Raw genomic sequence first — 21,557 nt, 5'->3', positions numbered from 1 at the left:
AAAATCACTATCTTTATTGCCCTTGGTAAACTTAATTTAACTCCAGCTTAATTACCCACTATTTTCGTGATAGAACCATATCGATTTATTAGAAGGCATCGCTTCTGATAAAAAAGGTATCGAGTATTTAGCTCGCAAACAATTATGTGATGGAATAATATCCACAAAAAATAACGTTATAAAAATTGCAATGAAAGAAAATTTAATAGCAGTTCAAAGAGTGTTTTTGTTAGATTCTGGTTCTTTAAAATCTGTTGTAAATTTTCTGGAAAAAACTTCTCAACCTGATGCCTTTGAAATATTACCAGCGATAGCAGCACCATATTTTTTAGAAAATATAGAAACAAAGGTATGTTTGATAGCGGGTGGATTGGTAACTAAAAAAAGCGAAACTCTAGATCTCTTTAAAAAGGGTATTCATGCTATTTCTACAAGTGCTAAAAATTTGTGGTGAAAAGGTTCTGATTGCGAAAGTATTCTTTCTCTTTTTAACCCTTAGTTTAAAGTATATGATAAAGAAGTTATATAATAAGTCTGCTCTGGAATAATTCTTTTTGAGCGGACTTATTTCTTTTCTGTAATCCTCGTTGTATTCCACAATTTATGGCAACTTACCCAACATTATATTGAATGGAGATCAAACCCTTTACCTTGATAAATTTAATAATAATTATATTTTTTTGTAAAGTTAGATAAATCTAACTTTATTATAATAAACTTATAATTTTAATAGAATATATTTTATCTGTTTTAAATTAAAGATTACCAAAAGGCAATTTATTTTGGTTGGAGTTGGTTTATCTTGGAAGACATATTAACAGAATCGCTAGAAAATTATCTCAAGACAATCTACAATATAATTCTCAAAAAAAACGGTGTGAGAGTTAAAGATATTGCCAAACAACTCAAAGTGAAAAATTCTTCTGTAACCGTTGCACTTAGAACGCTTGCAACCAAGGGTTATATAAATTATGAACCGTATGGTATTATTTCACTAACTGAAAAAGGGCACGAAGTCTCAAAAAAAATAACAGAAAAGCACAGGACATTGACCTACTTCTTTAGTAATATACTCTCTCTTGATAAAAATTTATCTGAGGATATCGCCAGTAAAATGGAATATGTATTATCAGAAGAAGCTTTTAATAAGTTTAAATGCTATATTGAGTTTTTTCTACAATGGCAAGAAGCAAATCCGAATTGGATCAACGAGTTTGATACTTTTTGTAAACAAAAACAAATTCAAGACTCGGATTAAAAAATAAGATCATTTTGAAATTTCAAAGGAGAAGATAGAATGTACTTGATCGGACTTCATAATGGAGATAAAGCCATAGTAAAGAGAATAGATGGAGGAACTAATCTTACAAGAAAATTATTGCAAATGGGTGTTATTCCTGGAGTAGAGATCAAAGTTATAAGGAACAATAAGTACGGTCCAATGATTTTAGAAATTTTTGGGAATAAAGTAATGATTGGTCGAGGAATGGCAAGCGCAATTGAAGTTGGATAATTTTTTTTATCTAAATTTAGGTTACCCTAAAAAAATTAGGTATTTTTAAGGAGGTTATTATGGAGGTTGAATTAGCTGATTTAAAAGTAGGTGAAAAAGCCCAAATTGTAGGTTATAAAGTTACTAATGAAAGTTATTTAAAAAAAATACTTTCAATGGGGCTTACGAAGGGAACAGAGATAAAAATTGTAAAAGTTGGGCCATTGGGAGATCCTATAGAAATTGAAATCAGGGGTTTTAAACTTTCTTTAAGAAAGAAAGAAGCTGAAATCTTAAAGTTGAGGAGGATATCATGAATAGCCAAAAAAACTTTAAAATTGCAATAATTGGCAATCCTAATTCTGGTAAAACTACATTATTTAATGGTCTTACTGGAAGTAAACAAAGAGTTGGAAACTGGCCTGGAGTAACTGTAGAAAAAATAATAGGTTTTTTTGAATTAGAAGGTAAGAAAGTAGAAATTGTAGATTTACCAGGTGTGTATTCTCTTAGTGCGGAGTCTATTGACGAAAAAATTGCTCGTGATTTCATTTTAAGTAGAGATTACGATGCGATTCTTAATATTGTAGACGCTTCGAACTTAGAGAGAAATTTATTTCTTACTTTAAACTTAATTGAAATGAATATTCCGATAATTCTTTTGTTAAATAAGATTGATGTTGTACAAAAAAACTCCATAGAGATAAATATAGATTTACTCTCAAAAGAACTTAATTTACCCATTTTTTCTATAAACTCTACAAAAAAAGAGCAAGTTGAACAACTAAAAAAAGGACTTCCTTCTTTGATTAAAGAAGCAAGCAGATCAACATTGAAAATTGAATATCCTGATGAAATAGAAAATATTATAAAAGAGTGGAGCCCAAAAATAAATGATATCGCGCAAGAAATGAATATATCGTCCCGGTGGATATGCGTTAAGTTGTTAGAGAAAGATCCAATTATAACTAAAAAAGTAACACGAGTTGGTGCGTTAACTGAAAATGAAATTGATAATAAACTGGATCATTTAAAAAGTGTTCTGAAAGAAGACCCAGAGGTTCTTATAGCTACAACAAAATTTGGATATATTAAAGGCCTAACAAAAGAAGTCATTAAAAAGAGAAAGCAAAAAATTAGCTTCAGCGATAGAATCGATGCGATTGTAATGAATCGATTTTTAGGTATTCCAATATTTTTGGTTGTTTTGTACTTTACTTTTTGGATCGTTATAAACTTTGGGGGCGCTTTTATAGATTTTTTTGACATCTTCTTTGGAACAATCTTTGTAGATGGGATTGGAAATGCGCTTTCCATGATCAACTCTCCTGATTGGCTCACTACATTACTAGCAAACGGAATAGGTGGTGGTATTCAGACTGTTGCTACTTTTGTCCCTATTATGTTTATGATGTTTTTTATGCTTGCCCTTTTAGAAGATTCAGGATATATGGCAAGAGCTGCTTTTGTTATGGATAGGTTTATGAGATTTATCGGATTGCCAGGGAAAGCGTTTGTACCCTTGATGGTGGGATTTGGTTGTACGGTTCCTGCGGTAATGGCAACTAGAACTCTTGAAAATGAAAAAGATCGGTATTTGACAGTATTTATGGCACCTCTTATGTCTTGTGGAGCAAGATTACCCGTTTATGCTTTATTTGGTATTATTTTCTTTCCAAAAAAACCGACTTTAATAACTTTTAGTTTGTATTTGGTTGGTATATCGTTAGCAATATTAACTGGGCTTTTATTAAAAAATACGGTATTTAAAGGTGAAACTTCTCATTTTGTAATGGAACTTCCATCATACAATCCTCCCAGATTCAAACATATAATGATTCTCACTTGGACTAGATTAAAAGCATTTTTAAAGAGAGCTGGAATAATAATCATTATTGTGGTAACGATATTAGGCTTTTTGAATTCTATAGGTACTGATGGAACCCTAGGTAACGAAGATACAGAAAATTCCGTACTCTCGGTAATAGGAAAATCCATTACACCTATTTTTGTTCCTTTGGGTATTGAAGAAGACAATTGGCCCGCTTCGGTAGCAATTTTTACTGGACTTTTTGCTAAAGAAGTTGTTGTAGGAACTTTAAACGGTCTTTATATGCAAGACGTAGAAAGTTCCAATATGGAAGAAGGAGTAGAAAGAAAGGGATTTGAATTCTGGGGACAAATCATAGAATCATTTGTTACTATTCCTGAAAATCTTAAAGGTATTGGTGGTACGTTAGGCGATCCTTTAGGTTTTGGAATAGTTGAAGAAGATCAAGAAAGTTTAATAAGTGAACTTGAAGTGGCACCAACAACATTCTCAGTAATAAGAGAAAAATTCAATAATCAGCCCGCGCGTGCCTACGCTTATCTTTTGTTCATTTTGATTTATTTTCCTTGTGTTGCAGCTTTTGGGGCTATATTAAAAGAGATTGGTCCCTTTTATGGAAGCCTATCAGTTACTTACCTAACGGTTTTAGCTTGGATTGTAGCAACTCTTTTTTATCAGTTCACGATTGGACATTCTGTGTTATGGATATCTGTGGCAATTGCTTTACTTCTTTCAATTGTACTTGTATTTTATTTACTTGGTAAGCGAAGTGAAAGAGAAGCTTGAATGACAAAAATGTTTAAAAGCTCTAAAATCCTTAATTTAAGAAAGGAAAAAGTTGAAGAAGTTCTAGACAGAGTTGAAATGTTAAGATTCAAAAATTACTATCCTCCTGAATTAAGTGGAGGAATGAAACAAAGAGTTTCAATTGCACGAGCTCTGGTTATAGATCCCGATTTTCTAATTTTAGTTCGTGTATTTGAAGATGTACAATAATCATGGAAAGAGACAACAAAAATTGATTTGCCTCAAGCTAGTTTTGTTATTCGAGGAGATATCTTAGAAGCTAATCCTGATTTAGCTGAGAAAATTAACAGTGAATATTCAAAAGCTATCAAGTGGATGTACGAAAATATCGAAGAAGCAGCTGTCTTAGGAAAAGAAAAAATGAACATACCTGAAAAAGTTACTATTAACTCCTTGGAAAGATTAAATCTCAGATTAGTCCCTTCTTGGGAAGCAAAAGAATCAATTGATGAATACTTAGACATATTCTATCAGTTTGACAAAGAAACTATAGGTGGTAAAAGGCCAGATGAGAATGTTTTCTATCAAAGAAAATGATAACATTTATTCAATAATAGGTGTGGTAACTTTTTTAATACTTTGGCAATTGATATCTTTAAATTACAAAACAATAATTCTTCCGAGCCCTGTAGTCACCTTTCGCACCTTGATTCATATGCTTTTACAAACTGAAACATGGCTCTATATGTTGTTTAGTTTTTTTAGGCTTATATTGGGATATCTTTTAGCCATGGTTGTTGGGGTTTCAACAGGAATGTTAATGGGCTTAAACGAAAAAATAAATAGAATGATTAACCCACTGGTAGTTATACTACAATCTACACCCAATATATCATGGATATTATTGGCTATTATTTGGTTTGGATTAAATTATCGAGTAATTGTTTTCACGATTTTTATATCAATTGTACCAATATTTATAATAAATACGAGAGAAGGTATTAATAACACATCAAAAGATTTGTTAAATATGGCTTCTGTTTATCAACTATCTCGAAGAAGCAAATTGAAATATATATATTTGCCATCGATAAAACCCTATATAGTTTCAGCAGGTGTGATAACCATTGAAAGAGGTTGGAAAATAGGAACAATGGCTGAATTAATGAGCATTGACACTGGTATAGGAGCAGGATTATATTGGGCGAGGAATAATTTAGAAACGGAAAAGGTATTTGCATGGACTATAATATTAGTTACATTAGGTTTTTTTAGTTCTCAAATAATAAAACGAGCTTTTAAAAAAAGTTGTTCTATCAAGAGTAACACAATATAAAAGGTTCGTGACTTACATTACCTCCCCAAATTTTTGCTTTGCATAAACTTCCTTTATGATGAAGATGCTTGAGCTCGCACCTCGGATGATTAAAAGCATAGGAAAAGCAGATTTTATAAAATCATGGGAAGGGGAAGATGGATTTTATTATACCTTAATTAAAAAGAGTGTGATAGCATGAGCGAAGAATCTGATATCTTAAAAATAGTGAAAGAAGATATATTAAAAGTAGTAGGCAAAGAGAACGAAAAAATCCCTTTGAAATCTATAGAATGGGTATTTCTATTGCTTTACCTTATGTGTTTTTGTTTATTTAGTTATACCATTGTTGGCACTTGGGGGAATGGCTTATGGCGTTTTAGAGATAACAGGACTCACTGATATTATAATAGAACCACTTTCTCCAATTACTCGTTGGTTAGGATTACCTGCTGTAACTATTATTCCTTTGGTTTTTGGTTTCTTACAGAAGGACCTAACTGGGGCAATGCTTATATCCACCATTGGCAGCGAAATTTCTTTAGCATTAACGCCCATTCAAATTTATACGAGGAGGCAAAGAAAAAATGAATGTTTTAAAAATGGAAGAGGAATGGCTTCAAAGAGTATTACCTAAAGGTTTCCCTTATCCTACTTCAACCCTTATAAGTGGTCCTGGAGGAACAGGGAAACCATTAGTAGAATTTGCCTTTGTTTCTTCGTGGTTAAAATCAGGGGGTGGAGTTATCGCTATCCCTTTGCAATATCCAACGATGGGATTTTTAAAAACTTCTATGAACAAATTGTACAATATAGATCTTAAAAATTATCAAGGGAAAATAGCTATGCTTCAATTTGACCCCCATATTAAGGCATACGAAAATATGGGAGATAATGTTCTAACAGCGAACTTGTTAAAACCAGAAATTTGGAATGAAGTAATTGAAATAGCTGATAGCATGGTTGATAAAAATAGTTTGGGAACGATGGTTTTTGGATCTGCTCTGAACTTACTTCTTTTTTCTCCTACGTACAAAGACAAAGTAATAGAAAACATAGAGAATATTCTTAAAAACGACAAAAGTAAAACATACATCTTTTCTGTAAGCACAAGCGCATTTGCAGATGAAATTAAAGTATGGGAAAGAGCAGCAGATAATTTAATGTTCACAAGAATGGAAAAACCGATGAAATTGTTCTTTAAGATATCCAAAATGAAGGAAGTTGAATTTTCAAAAGAAGAAGTGAATGTTCCAATATCTAAAGAAGCACTTATGGAAATTAAAGAATTAGCAGAGGAAACAAGAAAAAGAATTATACCAGAAATAATGAAGATTTGATCAGTTCGAGTAAAAAAAGTACTTTTGTATTTAGGGTAGCGAACAGCAGACTTGCACCAAGTAGACTTTTTGGAAGAGAACACATATTTTTAAATTTTTTAGAAAAATAACCATGATTATTGTGGTAAAATTCTTTATATTCATATATTTTTTATTTTGCAAAATGCATTTTAGGAGGTTCTATGGAGATCTACAAAAGAATAATCAGAATAGCTTTCCCGATAGCGCTTCAGCAAGTTATCTTTACAAGCGTTAATTTTGTTGATACCTTAATGATCGGTCTTTTGGGAGAGGTTGCCATCGCTTCAGTTGGACTTTCAAATCAGTTTTTCTTCTTGTACAACTTAATATTGTTTGGACTAGTCTCTGGAGGAGGCATTTTCTTTGCACAGTATTGGGGGAAAAAAGATGAAGATGGTTTATCTCGTTCTGTTGCGTTAACTATCTTGTCTTCCCTTCTCTTCTCTATTCCATTCTTTTTTTTGAGTTATTTTACTCCAGAGTTAGTTTTGAGATTTTTTAGCCCGGATATTGAGGTTATTAAAGCTGGAATTCCTTATTTAAAGGTAATTGCTTTTAGTTATCCATTATTTGCAATTACAATGGTCTTTTCTTTCATGCTTAGAAGTATAGGAAAAGCTCATTTGCCTTTGATAATAACTATTATAGAATTATCTACAAACATCTTGCTAAATTATTTGCTAATCTTTGGTAAGTTTGGTTTCCCTGTTTTAGGTATAAAAGGTGCTGCGATAGGAACTTTGATTGCTAGAGCGATCGGATGTACTGCAACAGTTTTTATAGTTTACGTTGGAAAGCTCCCAGGAAGGGCTTATTTTAAACATGTTGCTGAATTGAATTCAAAATTTATGAAAAACTTCTTTCATTACGCCTTACCTACTTTGGCAAATGAATTTGCCTGGTCATTGGGATTCACTATGTATTCTGTTGTTTATGCTCATATGGGAACAGATGTCATAGCCGCTCAAAGAGTTATGTCAACTATAGAAGGGTTTGCGGTTTCTGTGACTTTTTCTATAGCTAACGCTGCATCAGTAATTATTGGAAATATATTGGGAGTATCTAAATTTGAAGAAGCCTTTGAAACCTCCAAAAAAGCCTTAAAATTGGCGGAGTTAATAAGTGTAATAGCAGCTATTGTAGGGATAGTAACTACATTTTTAGTAGTTGATGTATTCGATGTTTCAGACGAAGTTAAAAATATGGTAAAAGTCACAATAATTATTTCAATGGGGTTTCTACCGGTAAAGATCTTCAACGGTATGAACGTTGTCGGATTTTTAAGAGCCGGAGGAGACACAAGATTCTCTTTTTTGGTTGAAGCCTCTACGTTATGGTGTATAGGTGTTCCTCTAGCTGCGATTGGAGGATTGTTATTAAATTTAAGTTTTCCTACCGTTTATTTTTTAACGATGATGGAAGAGATTATAAAATCAATAATTCTTTTTTTCAGATATAGAAGTAAAAAATGGCTTAGAAACGTTTTAGAAGAGGCTTAGGTTTTAAACCTTACAGGGGGGATGTTTGTGATGGAGAGTATTATTGAAGTGAAGAATTTGAAGAAGTATTATAAGAGTATAAAAGCGGTTGACGGTGTTTCTTTTGATGTAAAAAAAGGCGAGATCGTTGCTATTTTAGGTCCAAACGGTGCTGGGAAAACAACAACACTTGAAATAATCGAAGGATTGAGAAAAAAAGACGCGGGAGAAATTTACTATTTTGGAAAAAAGATAGAAAACGTAGATTCTAATATTAAAGAAAGAATAGGCATTCAATTACAAGATACTAATTTTTTCCCAAATTTAAAGGTTTTGGAAACCCTTAAGGCATTCTCGGGGTTATACAAAAATCGTCTTGATGTAAATAAGATTTTGAAGGAGTTTAATCTTGAAGAAAAAAAGAATAGTAAAGTATCAAAACTTTCAGGTGGACAATTACAAAGATTAGCGTTAGCTACAGCGGTAATTAATGATCCTGTGTTGTTGTTTCTTGATGAGCCAACTACAGGGTTAGATCCTCAAGCAAGAAGAAGTACATGGGAAAAAATATCGGACTTAAGAAATTTAGGCAAGACCATAATACTAACTACCCATTATATGGAAGAAGCTGAATTTTTGGCTGATAGAATCTACATTTTTGATCAAGGTCGGGTAATAGCCCATGGAACACTTAAAGAGCTAATACATTCATTGAAAATGGACTCCATAATCACCTTTGAAATTAACTCTAATGGGAACTTTGATGAGATAAAAGAAGAACTTTTCAAAGATTCAAATTTTCAAGTCACCAAAAACGAAAATTTTTATACCATAGAAACAAAAGATGTAGAGAGTACTCTTGTAAGAATATTTGAGGATGCAAAAATAAAGAAATTTGATATATCGAATATTGTTATTAGAAAGCCTAACTTAGAGGACGTTTTTCTCCATTTAACCGGAAAAAGCTTAAGGGATTAGGTGAGATATTATGAAAAAAATTATAAATCTCACAAAGACATTTTTTATTGATTCTTCAAGAGAATTTGCTGTTCCCTTTTGGACTATAATATTTCCCACGTTATTTTTCATTTTATTCGTGAGTATCTTTGAAAATATTGGCACCTCAGAAAATTTAGATTTGAAGGTTGGAATATATTACGAAGAGCCTTTACAGGGAGTAATAAAAACTACATTCGATGATGTCTTTTCTCCGTCTGAATCAAATCATATCCCTTTTAAAGTAGAGGAGTATGATTCTTTCGAAAAAGGACTTCAGAACTTAAAAGATTCCGAGATAAATGTTTTTGTAGTATTCCCTGAAAACTTTAATTTGCTGAATCTGAAATTTTTGATCGAAACCATTGAGGTTCCTGATATAAAAGTTTATTATACCAACGATAGTGCTTCTATGTATGCAAAAGACATTTTTGAAGTATTTTTGAATGAAATGAATATAATGATGTATACAAGAGGGGAAGAAGTAAAATTAACGGTTAATGAAGAGATTATAGGTATAAAACAATCAGAACCGTATAGATACAGAGATTTTCTATTTCCTGCCATTATTTTGATGTCTGTTTTGACTGTAGCTGTATTTAATATGCCTTTTGATTTTTCATATTACGTTGAAAAAGGTGTTTTTAAAAGGCTAAACTCCACTCCTATAAGGGGGAATGAATACTTTTTTAGCTTTTTACTTTCACATCTCATCCTACTGTTACTTTCTTTGATCGTTTTATACATTGAGGCTTACCTTTTTGATGTTAGTCCGGATATATATAACCCAGAGTTTATAGCTTACAGTGGTTTTTCAATCCTCGTGATACTGAGTGTCGGCCTTCTTCTTTCTTCTTTGTATAAGAATATGGGATCCGCCGAAGCAATTTCTCAGGTCATATATCAAGCGACCATTTTTTTAAGTGGATTTTATTTTGAGGTGACTAATACACCTTGGTTTATAAGATGGTACGTTTATTTTAACCCTGTTACTTATTTAGTGGATGGGATGAGGAAGTTGATGACTGGTAATGTTCTTGTCCCTGTTAATATAATCGTCCCTGTTATCTGGATGATGGCATCTATCTTAATCTTTTCAATGAGTTATAAGGGGATGGTTTATTGTGAAAAATAAACGCATATTTTCTTTAGTGAGTATATTTTATAAAGAAACCTTTAGAAATGGTTTCGAAGTGTTCTTTACTCTCCTTCTACCCGTTCTATTGATGTTTCTTTTCGGGATTATTTTTGGTACAGAGACTGACCAAAGTGTTGAGTATAAATTGGGAATCGCTGGTAACTTTGAAGAGGAAATTGTAGAAGCTCTTCCTTATCAAGTGTTAATTTTTGAAGAAAAAAACTCTTTAAGTCAAGCTTTAGAAAGCGATCAAATCGATATGGGAATAATTATGGTTGAGAATAATCAAATAACCTTTGTTCAAAAAGGAACAGACATAAATAATCAGAGCAATATATTTTTAAAGTTAAAATTGGAAAGTTTTTTGAAAAAGTATTTTATAGGGATGAATGAAGATTATATAAACGTGGAATTTGTTGAAACCCCCATAGGAGAAAGTCAAGAAAATTCTTTGGATTTTATTTTGACAGGTGTTATAGGATTATCGCTTTTATCAGGTGGAATGTTTTCAATGATAAATGTATTTGGAAGATATCGAAAACTAGGCACAATTAAAAGACTTAAATCCTCACCAATGAAACCGATAGAATTTACTTTATCGGCTTCATCCACTAAGCTTTTTTTGAATCTCATATCCATGTTTATTATAGTTTTTTTAGGTAAAATAATATTTGATTTGAGTTTGACATTCAATTGGGGACTGCTTGTTATAGTGTTTTTTACTTCATCTATAGGGATGATGGGATTTGGGATATTGCTTTTATTGTTGTTCAAAGAACCTTCGGTAACGATAGAAATTGCTTCTATCCTTTATGTTGCAATGACTTTCTTTTCAGGGGTATATTTCCCTGTTGAATTTTTGCCTTCATCTGTTAGATGGGTAAGTAATATTTTACCGGTTAAGTATGTGGTGGATTTAATAAGGTACACAGGAAATATCAAACAAATTAGCTTAAACGATTTTGTAATAATTAATTTGGTTTTGTTTGTAGGAGGGCTTTTCCTCTTGTTCGTCTCGTCTGAGATTTTTTTGAAAGAAGAGAAATAATTAAAAAAAGTAAAAAAACAATGAATATTAAACTCAATTTTACTTGTTGTTTTAACTTTAGACTTGACAAAAGTGTTGTGAACGGTTATAATATTCAACGGTTGCAAAAAAGAATTTTGATATACGTAACTACTAAGTGACCCGCTAGCTCAGCTGGTAGAGCATTTGACTTTTAATCAAAGGGTCCTGGGTTCGAATCCCAGGCGGGTCACCATTTTTTTATAGTTATTAGCGCGAGTGGCGGAACTGGCAGACGCGCAGGACTTAGAATCCTGTGGATTAATAATCCGTGTGGGTTCAAGTCCCACCTCGCGCACCAACCAAATATTGCGGATATAGCTCAGCGGTAGAGCACTTGCTTGCCAAGCAAGGGGTCGTGGGTTCGAATCCCATTATCCGCTCCAATAAAAAAGTCCCCTGGTGGGGACTTTTTACTTACTTGCCGTGAGGCTGTCTTCATTCTTCTTTCATGAATGGATATTTGAAATCTTTTGGTGGAACGAAATTTTCTTTAACTGCTCTGGCGGAAACCCATCTTAAAAGGTTTGTAACGCTTCCAGCTTTGTCGTTTGTTCCTGAAGCTCTTGCACCACCAAACGGTTGTTGAGCTACCACGGCACCAGTAGGTTTATCGTTGATGTAGAAGTTTCCGGCAGCGTTGACAAGTACTTCTTCTGCCTTTTTGATAGCCTTTCTATCCTGAGCGAAGATCGCTCCAGTTAAACCATAGGGTGAAGTTTCATCACATAATTTCAATACACTGTCAAACTCTTTTGCATCGTAAACGTAGATACTTAAAACAGGGCCAAATATTTCTTCTACCATAGTTTTAAACTTTGGATTAGTCGTTAGTATTACAGTTGGCTCAATATAATATCCAATAGAATCATCGCACTTTCCACCATAGATTATTTCTGATTCATTACTTTTCTTTGCAAAATCTATGTAACTTTTTATCTTATCAAAAGCCTCTTTGTCAATTACAGCATTCATAAAGTTGGTGAAATTTTCTGGAGAGCCGATTTTAATTTCTTTCAAATTTTCGATCAAATTTTCTTTTACCTTCGGCCAGATGTTGTCAGGTATATAAGCTCTTGAGACAGCCGAACATTTTTGACCTTGATATTCAAATGCTCCCCTAATTAGCGCTGTTACCAGTGATTCTATTTCACTACTTTCGTGTGCAATCACAAAGTCCTTTCCACCTGTTTCTCCAACTATTCTTGGGTAAGTTTTATAATTTCTTATGTTCTTGCCGATTGTTTCCCACATATTTTGAAAAGTTGGAGCTGAACCGGTGAAATGTAATCCAGTAAAGTTAGGATCTTTAAAAACTATACTTCCAATTTTGGATCCTGAACCAGGTATGAAATTTATTACTCCATCGGGTAATCCGGCTTCTTGTAGTAATTTCATGAAGAAGTATGCAGAATATACAGCTGAAGAAGCAGGTTTCCACAAAACCGTATTTCCCATGATAGCAGGTGCCGTGGGTAGGTTTCCTGCTATAGAAGCGAAATTAAATGGAGTAACTGCGAAAACGAATCCTTCTAAAGGCCTATACTCTAATCTATTCCATACACCTTTGATAGATTTTGGTTGATCCATGTATATCTTTGTTGCATAGTATGAGTTGAATCTTAAAAAGTCTATCAATTCGCAAGCTGAATCGATTTCTGCTTGAAAAACGTTTTTGCTTTGACCGAGCATGGTTGCTGCATTTAATGTTGACCTCCAATTCGTGGATAACAGTTCAGCTGCTTTTTTGAAAATGGATAGTCTATCAACCCATGAAAATTTATCCCAAACTTTCTTTGCCTCTAAAGAACTTTCTATTGCCATTGCAATTTCTTTTTCATCAGCTTTGTGGTATTCTGCCAATACATGGCTGTGATCGTGAGGCATAACACATTTTCCAAGATCGCCTGTTCTTACTTCTTTCCCACCAATTATAAGAGGGATTTCGATTTTCTCACCTTTCAGTTCAGAAAGTTTTTCCTTTAATTCTTTCTTTTCCTTGCTCCCTGGCCCATAATTTAAAATTGGCTCGTTTTCAGGCATTTCGAAAATAGGTATCGAGTTGTTCAAAGTTGATTCCTCCTTTTTAAGTTTTATACAACTGAGGGTTCTTCAATGATTTCTCCCCTATTGAATCTTTCTAAATCTAAAATTACATTGTAAGTTAATTGATCACCTGTAACTATATCTGCCATTAGAATCCCAACGGCTGGTGCAAGCATGAAACCATGTCCACTGAATCCACAAGCTACATAGAGGCCTTCTAGCTGGTTAATCTGTGATACTATTGGTTGTCTATCTGGTGAGATGTTGTATAAGCCAGCCCATTGCCTAATGACACGAATATTTTTGAGAGGAGGCAGCAACCACGTTGCCTTTTTCGACATAGTTTCAAGGAACTCCCATGAACTTTCCATGTTGTAACTAGGGGGCTCGTTCTCAGGTCCATATCCCATGATGAAGCTTCCATTGGGTTCTTGTTGACAGTAAATATTGTAGGAGAAGGACATTAACATTGGATCCAGTACATTTTTAACAGATTCTGTGACCAATATTTCGTGTCTTTCAGAGTAAATTGGCAGATCTAATCCAGCCATTTTAACTATATTTTGTGTCCAACCTCCTGCAGCTACAACTACCTTTTTACATTCTATAAAACCTTTGTTTGTTTGTACACCTAGCGCTGTGTTGTTTTTAGTTATTATGTCTTTGACTTCGGTAAATTTGTTTATTTCCACACCTAATCTTTGTGCAGCTTCTGCGTAACCCAAAGTCACTTGAAAAGGGTTGGCATGCCCATCTTTAGCACAGTAGGCGGCTCCTACCAATTTTTCTATGTTTAAGTCGGAGACGATTTCTTTAGCTTCTTTAGGAGTTAAAAGAATAGAAGGAATATTTAAACTGTGTTGAACTACGATATTTTTTTTAAATTGTTCTAATTCTTTGTCAGAGTATGCCAGTAACAAGTAACCTTTTTTCTTTAATTCTATGTTTCTTTTTATTTGAAGAATATCTTCAAAGTGTTCAAAAATATGCATACTTTCACTTGCCAGAAGACAGTTTTGTTTGGTGCCCCATTGTTGCCTAACTCCTGCACCGCATCTACCAGTTGCTCCGCTTGAAAGATAGGATTTTTCAAGTAAAACTACATCTTTAACACCTTTTTTGGCAAGGTTATAGGCAATGGAACAACCTACGACCCCTCCTCCTATTATCACAAAGTTTGCTTTATTTTTCATGTTTTTCACCTGCTAACTAATTTTATTAGAGTTTATTTATCATTCTCCATTACGGTTCCTTTTGTTACTTCTTCAAAGGTTATTCCTCCGTAGGGAGGTCTGATGCTTTGTAGTTCTATTTCTTCCATCGGTTTGCCCGTCATCTGTGAAATTTCTTTTGCGATCAATAAACCACAGGTTTTACCTTGGCAAGGTCCCATCCCGCTTCTTGTTACCCTCTTTATTTCTTCAACGGTGGTAAATCCTTTTCTTATGGCATCCCTTATTTCTTTTAAAGTTACATCTTCACATCTACAAATTATTACCTTGTTTTCATCCATGATTTCCTTCCTCCACTTTAAAATTCCTAGCTTGCAAATAGTATTCTTTTGGAATTTCTATACTCACTGCGGCTGTTTTGTCTTGAAATTTTCCATCCAATATTCTTATTACTTTGCCATCACATAAGTATTTTCCCTCTCTATCAAATACCTTTACAATTTCTCCTTTATGGGGTCTTGGAAGAAATTCGTAAGGCATGATTACAACCGAGGTTGTTTCACTGAAATTTTTATGAATCACAAGCATTGCCAGTCCTGGACATTTGCTAACACATATGCCACATCCAGTGCATTTTTCAAAGTCAACGTAGGGAATGTTGTTGATGTTACCATTTTCAGATATGGCGTTGAAAGGGCAGCTTTTTACGCAGGGGTCGCAAGGGAATCTTTGAAAGCACTCTGATATGGCTATAGGACCTTTGTCAAAGACCTTTTCTTCTGATGGTAACTTGTTTTTTAAGTTTTCTTCCGAAGGTACCCCAGTTTTCATCAAATGAGAGATATCGAGTGCTTCTTCTGAAAATTTTTCGTTATAATTTTTCCCGTGATTCAAACCTAATTTAGATAATCCTTTCCTAATTTTCTTGCCTACAGGTCCAGATCTTAGCAATTCTAATTCATTTTTAGCCTCTTCTATTCTTTCTTCAATTTCGTCTTTGCTGTTTTTTCCGATTCTTTTGGCAACGGATAAACCGGCAATTTGGCCTTCAATCATAGCTGCTGTTGCTTCTTCTATCCCTGAAACATCCCCTGCGACAAATAAATTTTTAATTGACGTTTCCATATTTTCATCTCTTAAGGGAACGTAGCCGCCCAGTTCTGAAACATAAGTGGTTTTCACTTTCCTTTGTTTTAACAGGTCAACCAACGGGGTTAATCCTACCGATAAACAGATTGCATCGCATTTGATAAGTTGCTCAGTACCTTTTACTTCATTCCAATTGCTGTCGAGTTCACATATTACCGCTCCTTCAACCTTTTCTTTTCCAATGGCTTTTTTTATGGTATGGGATGTTAAAATAGGTACGCCCAACCTTCTGAGTTTTGATGCATGAACAGAGTATCCACCTATTTTTGGCGCTGCTTCAACTATTGCAGCTACTTTTACACCAGCTTGTAGTAACTGGTAAGAAACTATCAACCCAATATTACCCGAACCAATCATTAAGACATTCGTAGCTGGTAATACGCCATAAACATTCATCAAAGTCTGAACTGCTCCGGCACCAAAAATGCCAGGAAGGTCGTTATTCTCAAAAGCTAAAAATTTTTCTGATGCCCCCGTTGCAAAAATAATACTCTGAGGATAATATTTTTTCATTTTATGATCGTTTAATATAGTTACAATGTTATCTTCATAGATTCCCAACACCCTAGAAGACAATAGCACTTCTATGTTGTTATTCTTGTTAACTTCATCGATTAGCTTCTTGAGTATATCTATTCCCCTTGTGCCTGCGTATTCCTTTTCTGAACCGAAAAATCTATGGGTTTGTTTTATTAGTTGTCCACCTAAAAATTCTCTTTCTTCTGATAAAGATACTTTAATTCCATAATTAGCAGCAGCAAGTGCAGCTGAAAGTCCTGCAGGGCCCCCGCCTACGACCAATAATTCAAGGTTTTGGATTTTACTCATTTATCTCAACTCCAATATTTTCTGATTCTATTCTCATTCCATCTTTTAGAGGAGTTATGCACGTTCTTACGTTTGGAACCCCATCAACTGTCATCAAACAAGAGGAACAATGTCCAATAGCACAAAAAATTCCCCTTGGCCTGTGTAATTTCTTACTTTCACTGAATTTAAAAACGCCGTTTGCATACAAAGCTGCCGCAATGGTCTCTCCTTCGTAACCTATCAATTCTTTACCGTTGTAATAGAATTTTATTTGGTTTCCTCTATTAAAACTTAGTATAGGGTGATTTTGTATTCTCATTTTTTCTCCTTCTTAAATAAATTATATGCTACCTTCGCCCCGCAGCCTACCCTACAAGTACCATACTTCTACTATTAATTGAATCACAATTTTCATTTTTAAAAAAAGTCGATTATAGGCGATTATGAAAAAAATTTCATGATTAGGGACGATTAAAGCCAAATATTGAAGTTTTTTTCAATTTTTGAAAAATATTATAAAGTTAATTATTTCTTTATAAAAAAAAAAGAGGCCTTTAGGCCTCTTCTCATCGTCTTTACTTTGAATTAGTCGTTGTAATAAGGACAATCTTGATATCTTTCTTGGTTGAACCTTTGGTTGTTTTGGTATCTTTGAAAATCTTGGTAGTCTTGATAATCCTTATACTGTTGATATCTTTTGAAATCTTGATAATTTTGATAGTCTCTATATCTTTGATAATCTTGGTTTTGTTGGAAATTTCCTTGATATCTTTCTTCAAAATTTTGAGATCGAACATTTTCCATATATCTCTGCATATTCACTGTTCTATCTTGATATTTGATCTCTAAAGGTACAAAGTTTTTGATGTCGTTTATTACTACCTTGTATCCTGTTAGTTCAATACTTTCGCCGGCTTTTACATCATCCAAAAGATTCTTGGGTACTCTTACTGAGTAAATTTCAGAGTCTACTTCAACACTCAAGGTTAAAGAGACATCGTCATCCACTATGGTTTTGACAGTTCCTGTAACGGATACTGGTGAAACATCTTGAGATAATACTCTTTCTTGCAATCTTTCTTGAACTTGAAACATCTGGTTGTCAGGATCCTGATTTTGTACCTGGGACATTGGAGCCCCACCAGTTGGTCCTACTTGCGCAAATAACGATCCGACTAAAAGAATACCTATAAAGAAAGACAGAAAAACTTTTTTCATACTAACACCTCCACTAAGTAATGTTTTATATTTTTGATACATCAAAATAATAAAACAATATGCTTAATGTTCACTTAATGGAAGCTTAGAAGAAACTTAAAAAAACATGGTGGTAGTTTCAAAGTTTTAAACCGTCACTCCTAGATAAGTTTTCCTAACTTCATCGTTTTCTAAGAGATCTTCTGCAGGTCCTTCGAGAACAATTTTGCCTGTTTCTAAGACATAACCATAATGAGCGATTTTTAATGCACCAACGGCGTTTTGTTCTACAAGCAATATGGTTACTCCCTCTTCACATATTTTTTCTATAGTTTCTAAAACCTCTTTGACTAGAATCGGAGCTAGTCCAAGAGAAGGTTCATCAAGCATTAGAACCTTTGGTCTTGACATTAGTCCTCTTGCAACCGCCAACATTTGTTGTTCTCCTCCAGATAGTGTGCCTCCAAGTTGTTTAAGTCTTTCCTTTAATCGTGGGAAAAGTGTAAGTACCCAATCGAAATCTTCGTTTATTTTTTCAGAGTCTTTGCGAGAATACGAACCCAATCGGAGGTTTTCTAAAACCGTTAGATTAGGGAATATACGTCTACCTTCAGGAACTAGAACTACTCCCTTTTCTACTATTTTATGTGTTTCTATGCTTGTAATATCAACATTATCAAAAAGCACCGTTCCACCGCTTTTTTTAACTACATTCATTATCCCGTTCAAGGTTGTAGTTTTTCCGGCTCCATTTGATCCAATCAAGGTTGTGATTTCATTCTTTTTGATTTCCATATCTATCCCTTTTACTGCATGTATACCACCATAGTGAACGTGCATATCTGATATTTTAAGAATTATGTTTGAATTTTCACCGTTCATATTGCCAACTCCTCACCTAAATAGGCTTTTATTACCAAAGGATCTTTTTGAATCTCCTCCGGACTACCTTCAGCGATTTTTTTCCCATAATCCAATACATATATACGCTCACAAATTCCCATGATAACTTTCATATCGTGTTCTATAATGAGAATAGATAACTTATATTCCTGTCTTATATGTTTTATAAACTCCATCAATTCACTCGTTTCATGAGGGTTCATTCCTGCTGCGGGCTCGTCTAACAGAAGTAGTTTTGCTCCGGTGGCAAGTGCTCTTGCGATTTCTAACTTTCTTTGTAATCCATATGGAAGAGAGTTTGCCTTGTCATTAGCGTAAATAGACAATCCGACTTCTTCTAGAAGATCCCAGGCTTCATTTTGCATTTCTTTTTCTACTTTTAAAACGTCAGGAGTTTTTAAAACACTTTTAAAAAGCCAAATCCAACTCTTCAATTTCAAATGTTGAGAGACTAAAACATTTTCTAGAACTGTCATATCTTTAAACAAACGAATATTTTGGAAAGTTCTAGCAATTCCCAACTGAGTTATTTCGTGAGGTTTTTTAGAATTTATTTTTTGTTTCTTAAATAAAATTTTTCCAATGTCTGGAGTGTATATACCGGTGATCAAATTGAAAAGAGTGGTTTTCCCCGCTCCATTGGGACCTATTAGACCAAGTAATTCTCCATTTTTTAAATAGCCATTGAAATTGTTAACAGCTATTAAACCTCCAAATTTTTTGGTTACATTCTCAAATTCTAAGATATATTCGTTATTGTTTGTATTACTCATTGGAAGCCTCCTTGGGATTTTTCTAAGTCATTCATCCTCTCTCATTCTATTTTTGTTTTTTACCTTCATTATCAGTTTATAAATGCCATCCCATGTTATTTCATTTTTTCCCATTATGCCTCTTCTCCAAAATAGCATTATAATTATGAGAATGAGAGATAAAACCACCATTCTCATTCCGGGGATACCTGGTATGTAGATAGAGCCAATCGATATGGGTTCTTCTAGAACTCTAAGGAACTCTAGTCCTACTGTATAAAGTGAGGCTCCTATGATAGCCCCACTGATACTCCCAAGCCCACCGATGACCACCATTATTAATATTTCAAAGGTTTTTTGAAACATGAAAGATTTAGGATCAATGGTAGTGATTAAGTGAGCCCATAATGCTCCACCAACTCCGGCAAAAAAAGAACCAATTACAAAAGTAACTACTTGATGTGAGAAGACGTTAATTCCCATAGATTTAGCAGCAACCGGATCTTCTCTTATTGCCTTTAAAGCTCTTCCATAACTACTTTTAACTAAACTAGAAATGAAGATAACAGTTATTAAAGCAAATCCCCAAGTCCACCATAGGTTAGAATATTGGGGAATGCTTTTTAAACCTAAAGCCCCATTTGTGATAGACCAGGTATTATTTGCAACGATTCTAACCACTTCACCTAAACCGAGGGTTGCGATGGCTAAATAATCTCCAATTAATCGAAGAGATGGGGCAGCAACTAAATATCCAAACGCTGCGGCTACCAGTCCCGCAATTATAATTGCAGGTAAGAAAGGGATTTGGATAACATTTAAAGGGTATATTAAAGGTTTTATCAAAAAACTTATTTCTTTTTGAGCAGGAGAAAGTGTTAAAATGGACGATACATATGCCCCAATTGCGATGAATCCAACATGCCCTAATGAAAAAATGCCTGTAATACCGTTAATAAAGGTTAAACTTACGGCGAATATTATATTAATTGCCATCAAATTCAATATCAAAATTAAATAATCACTCGCTTTGTTATTTGCTGTCAACAGTAATAAAAAGATTGCTAAGATAAAAAGAATAGTCAAAAAGAATTTGGCCTTAAAAGTTAGAGTTTTTTCCATATTTACACCTTCTCCCCTATTTCAACACCGAGAAGCCCGTTTGGTTTTACTAGAAGAATTATTATCAAGATAATATATGCAATAGCGTCTCTATATCCTGCTAAAGCCGGCAAGAATGCGACTATCATTATTTCTGCAACCCCTAAAATAAAACCTCCAAGCATAGCCCCTGGAATACTTCCTATTCCTCCGACAACAGCAGCTATAAATGCCTTTAAACCGGGTATCATACCGGTATAAGGATAGATTTGAGGGTATTTCATAGCCCAGAGAATACCCCCCACTGCTGCTAGAGCAGATCCTAACATAAAGGTTTGAGAAACAGTTCTGTCGGTGTTTATGCCCATTAATTTGGCAGCAGTAACATCTTTAGAAACCGCTCTCATAGCCATGCCGGCTTTTGTTCTATAAACTATCCAAATCAATATAAGGAGTGCAAGAATAGAAGCACCTATAATAATGAAGGTTAATAAAGGTATCCTTACATCTCTAAATTTTAATACTTGTGCAAACTGTGTTGGGTAAACTCCTAATTGTGGATTGAATGATTTTGCTCTTCCACCAAAAACAACTATAGCGAAGTTTTGTAAGAAGAATGATACACCAATTGCAGTGATTAATCCTGAGATCTTGGGGGCATTTGCTTTTCTTAAGGGTCTGTAAGCGACTCGTTCGATTGTAGCACCTAGTAGGGTTGTTAAAACAATAGCAAAAATAAAAGCTGCCCACCATGGAAATAAAAAGAGAGTAACTGCGTAAAAAGCAAAATACATGCTAAAAGTAAAAATGTCACCATGAGCAAAGTTTATTAAATTGAGTATGCCATAAACCATTGTATAACCTATTGCAATAAGTGCGTATATGCCTCCAAGAGAAATAGCGTTTGCTAGATGTTGAAAGAACATTTGGATAGTCAATTATGAGCCCCCTTTCTGGATCCAAGAAAGTGTAGCCATCTCATTTTGTGAGATGGCTTTAATAT

At 34.1% G+C, this 21,557-nt stretch carries 23 protein-coding genes, 3 tRNA genes and 1 pseudogene; 17 read left to right on the top strand and 10 right to left on the bottom strand.

What is annotated here, in order from left to right; all coding sequences use genetic code 11:
* The first annotated feature begins 79 nt into the window (after positions 1-79).
* The 17 genes from ACW9JY_RS05225 (at position 80) to ACW9JY_RS05145 (ending at position 11,810) form a co-directional block, all read left to right on the top strand.
* Complete coding sequence (locus ACW9JY_RS05225; RefSeq protein WP_457283620.1) at positions 80-454, top strand: glycerol-3-phosphate responsive antiterminator; 375 nt, start codon at positions 80-82, stop codon at positions 452-454.
* A 348-nt stretch (positions 455-802) separates the two neighbouring features.
* Entirely contained in the window at positions 803-1,258 is a 456-nt protein-coding gene (locus tag ACW9JY_RS05220) for a metal-dependent transcriptional regulator (RefSeq protein WP_457283617.1), read from the top strand.
* Positions 1,259-1,297: 39 nt separating this feature from the next.
* A complete protein-coding gene (locus tag ACW9JY_RS05215; RefSeq protein WP_457283616.1) occupies positions 1,298-1,513 on the top strand; it encodes a FeoA family protein in 216 nt (71 codons plus the stop codon).
* Positions 1,514-1,572: 59 nt separating this feature from the next.
* On the top strand, positions 1,573-1,809 hold the full coding sequence (locus tag ACW9JY_RS05210) for a FeoA family protein (RefSeq protein ID WP_457283615.1): 237 nt from the start codon (positions 1,573-1,575) through the stop codon (positions 1,807-1,809).
* Positions 1,806-4,109, top strand: coding sequence for a Fe(2+) transporter permease subunit FeoB (gene feoB / locus ACW9JY_RS05205; RefSeq protein WP_457283614.1), 2,304 nt, complete (start codon positions 1,806-1,808; stop codon positions 4,107-4,109). Before ACW9JY_RS05210 ends, feoB begins: the two co-directional genes overlap by 4 nt.
* A complete protein-coding gene (locus ACW9JY_RS05200; protein WP_457283613.1) occupies positions 4,110-4,319 on the top strand; it encodes an ATP-binding cassette domain-containing protein in 210 nt (69 codons plus the stop codon).
* Positions 4,320-4,346: 27 nt separating this feature from the next.
* Positions 4,347-4,667 (top strand): hypothetical protein, encoded by a 321-nt coding sequence (locus ACW9JY_RS05195; protein ID WP_457283612.1) that lies wholly within the window; start codon positions 4,347-4,349, stop codon positions 4,665-4,667.
* Positions 4,639-5,406 carry an ABC transporter permease gene (locus ACW9JY_RS05190; protein ID WP_457283611.1) on the top strand — a complete coding sequence of 256 codons (768 nt, stop codon included), beginning with the start codon at positions 4,639-4,641 and terminating at the stop codon, positions 5,404-5,406. The genes ACW9JY_RS05195 and ACW9JY_RS05190 overlap by 29 nt, the downstream gene beginning before the upstream one ends.
* Before the next feature lie 319 nt (positions 5,407-5,725).
* Positions 5,726-6,022, top strand: coding sequence for a nucleoside recognition domain-containing protein (locus ACW9JY_RS05185; protein ID WP_457283619.1), 297 nt, complete (start codon positions 5,726-5,728; stop codon positions 6,020-6,022).
* Positions 5,973-6,725, top strand: a complete 753-nt coding sequence (locus ACW9JY_RS05180) for a hypothetical protein (RefSeq protein WP_457283610.1) — start codon at positions 5,973-5,975, stop codon at positions 6,723-6,725. The genes ACW9JY_RS05185 and ACW9JY_RS05180 overlap by 50 nt, the downstream gene beginning before the upstream one ends.
* Positions 6,726-6,907: 182 nt before the next feature.
* The gene (locus tag ACW9JY_RS05175; RefSeq protein WP_457283609.1) at positions 6,908-8,245 is read left to right on the top strand and encodes an MATE family efflux transporter; all 1,338 of its coding nucleotides are present in this window, start codon (positions 6,908-6,910) and stop codon (positions 8,243-8,245) included.
* A gap of 30 nt (positions 8,246-8,275) precedes the next feature.
* A complete protein-coding gene (locus ACW9JY_RS05170; protein ID WP_103077490.1) occupies positions 8,276-9,202 on the top strand; it encodes an ABC transporter ATP-binding protein in 927 nt (308 codons plus the stop codon).
* Between the two features lie 10 nt (positions 9,203-9,212).
* Positions 9,213-10,355, top strand: a complete 1,143-nt coding sequence (locus tag ACW9JY_RS05165) for an ABC transporter permease (RefSeq protein WP_457283608.1) — start codon at positions 9,213-9,215, stop codon at positions 10,353-10,355.
* Complete coding sequence (locus ACW9JY_RS05160; protein WP_457283607.1) at positions 10,345-11,406, top strand: ABC transporter permease; 1,062 nt, start codon at positions 10,345-10,347, stop codon at positions 11,404-11,406. The genes ACW9JY_RS05165 and ACW9JY_RS05160 overlap by 11 nt, the downstream gene beginning before the upstream one ends.
* 138 nt (positions 11,407-11,544) lie before the next feature.
* Positions 11,545-11,620 (top strand) — tRNA-Lys (locus ACW9JY_RS05155).
* A gap of 17 nt (positions 11,621-11,637) precedes the next feature.
* Positions 11,638-11,725, top strand: a tRNA-Leu gene (locus ACW9JY_RS05150).
* Positions 11,726-11,735: 10 nt separating this feature from the next.
* Positions 11,736-11,810: transfer RNA gene (locus tag ACW9JY_RS05145), tRNA-Gly, on the top strand.
* Between the two features lie 52 nt (positions 11,811-11,862).
* On the opposite strand, the gene pruA is transcribed toward ACW9JY_RS05145, so the two are convergent.
* The 10 genes and pseudogenes from pruA to ACW9JY_RS05095 all read right to left on the bottom strand — a co-directional run bounded on the left by pruA (position 11,863) and on the right by ACW9JY_RS05095 (position 21,492).
* Positions 11,863-13,494 carry an L-glutamate gamma-semialdehyde dehydrogenase gene (pruA, locus tag ACW9JY_RS05140; RefSeq protein WP_457283606.1) on the bottom strand — a complete coding sequence of 544 codons (1,632 nt, stop codon included), beginning with the start codon at positions 13,492-13,494 and terminating at the stop codon, positions 11,863-11,865.
* Between the two features lie 23 nt (positions 13,495-13,517).
* Positions 13,518-14,663 (bottom strand): NAD(P)/FAD-dependent oxidoreductase, encoded by a 1,146-nt coding sequence (locus ACW9JY_RS05135; RefSeq protein ID WP_457283605.1) that lies wholly within the window; start codon positions 14,661-14,663, stop codon positions 13,518-13,520.
* Positions 14,664-14,695: 32 nt separating this feature from the next.
* On the bottom strand, positions 14,696-14,983 hold the full coding sequence (locus tag ACW9JY_RS05130; protein ID WP_211286410.1) for a (2Fe-2S)-binding protein: 288 nt from the start codon (positions 14,981-14,983) through the stop codon (positions 14,696-14,698).
* A gap of 280 nt (positions 14,984-15,263) precedes the next feature.
* Positions 15,264-16,619, bottom strand: a pseudogene (locus ACW9JY_RS05125) (FAD-dependent oxidoreductase); the annotation flags it as partial.
* Positions 16,612-16,920, bottom strand: a complete 309-nt coding sequence (locus ACW9JY_RS05120) for a (2Fe-2S)-binding protein (protein ID WP_103077486.1) — start codon at positions 16,918-16,920, stop codon at positions 16,612-16,614. The gene ACW9JY_RS05120 and the pseudogene ACW9JY_RS05125, both read right to left, overlap by 8 nt.
* A gap of 266 nt (positions 16,921-17,186) precedes the next feature.
* On the bottom strand, positions 17,187-17,819 hold the full coding sequence (locus ACW9JY_RS05115; RefSeq protein ID WP_457283604.1) for a hypothetical protein: 633 nt from the start codon (positions 17,817-17,819) through the stop codon (positions 17,187-17,189).
* Positions 17,820-17,945: 126 nt separating this feature from the next.
* Positions 17,946-18,680: an ABC transporter ATP-binding protein gene (locus tag ACW9JY_RS05110; RefSeq protein WP_103077484.1), complete on the bottom strand. Its 735-nt coding sequence runs from the start codon at positions 18,678-18,680 to the stop codon at positions 17,946-17,948.
* Positions 18,677-19,474, bottom strand: a complete 798-nt coding sequence (locus tag ACW9JY_RS05105; protein ID WP_103077483.1) for an ABC transporter ATP-binding protein — start codon at positions 19,472-19,474, stop codon at positions 18,677-18,679. The genes ACW9JY_RS05110 and ACW9JY_RS05105 overlap by 4 nt, the downstream gene beginning before the upstream one ends.
* Positions 19,475-19,501: 27 nt before the next feature.
* Positions 19,502-20,575, bottom strand: coding sequence for a branched-chain amino acid ABC transporter permease (locus ACW9JY_RS05100; protein ID WP_103897976.1), 1,074 nt, complete (start codon positions 20,573-20,575; stop codon positions 19,502-19,504).
* 2 nt (positions 20,576-20,577) lie between these two features.
* A complete protein-coding gene (locus ACW9JY_RS05095) occupies positions 20,578-21,492 on the bottom strand; it encodes a branched-chain amino acid ABC transporter permease (protein ID WP_103897975.1) in 915 nt (304 codons plus the stop codon).
* Positions 21,493-21,557: the final 65 nt, after the last annotated feature.

The organism is Petrotoga sp. DB-2 (assembly GCF_054051725.1).
This window is presented reverse-complemented; position numbering and strand designations above follow the sequence as displayed.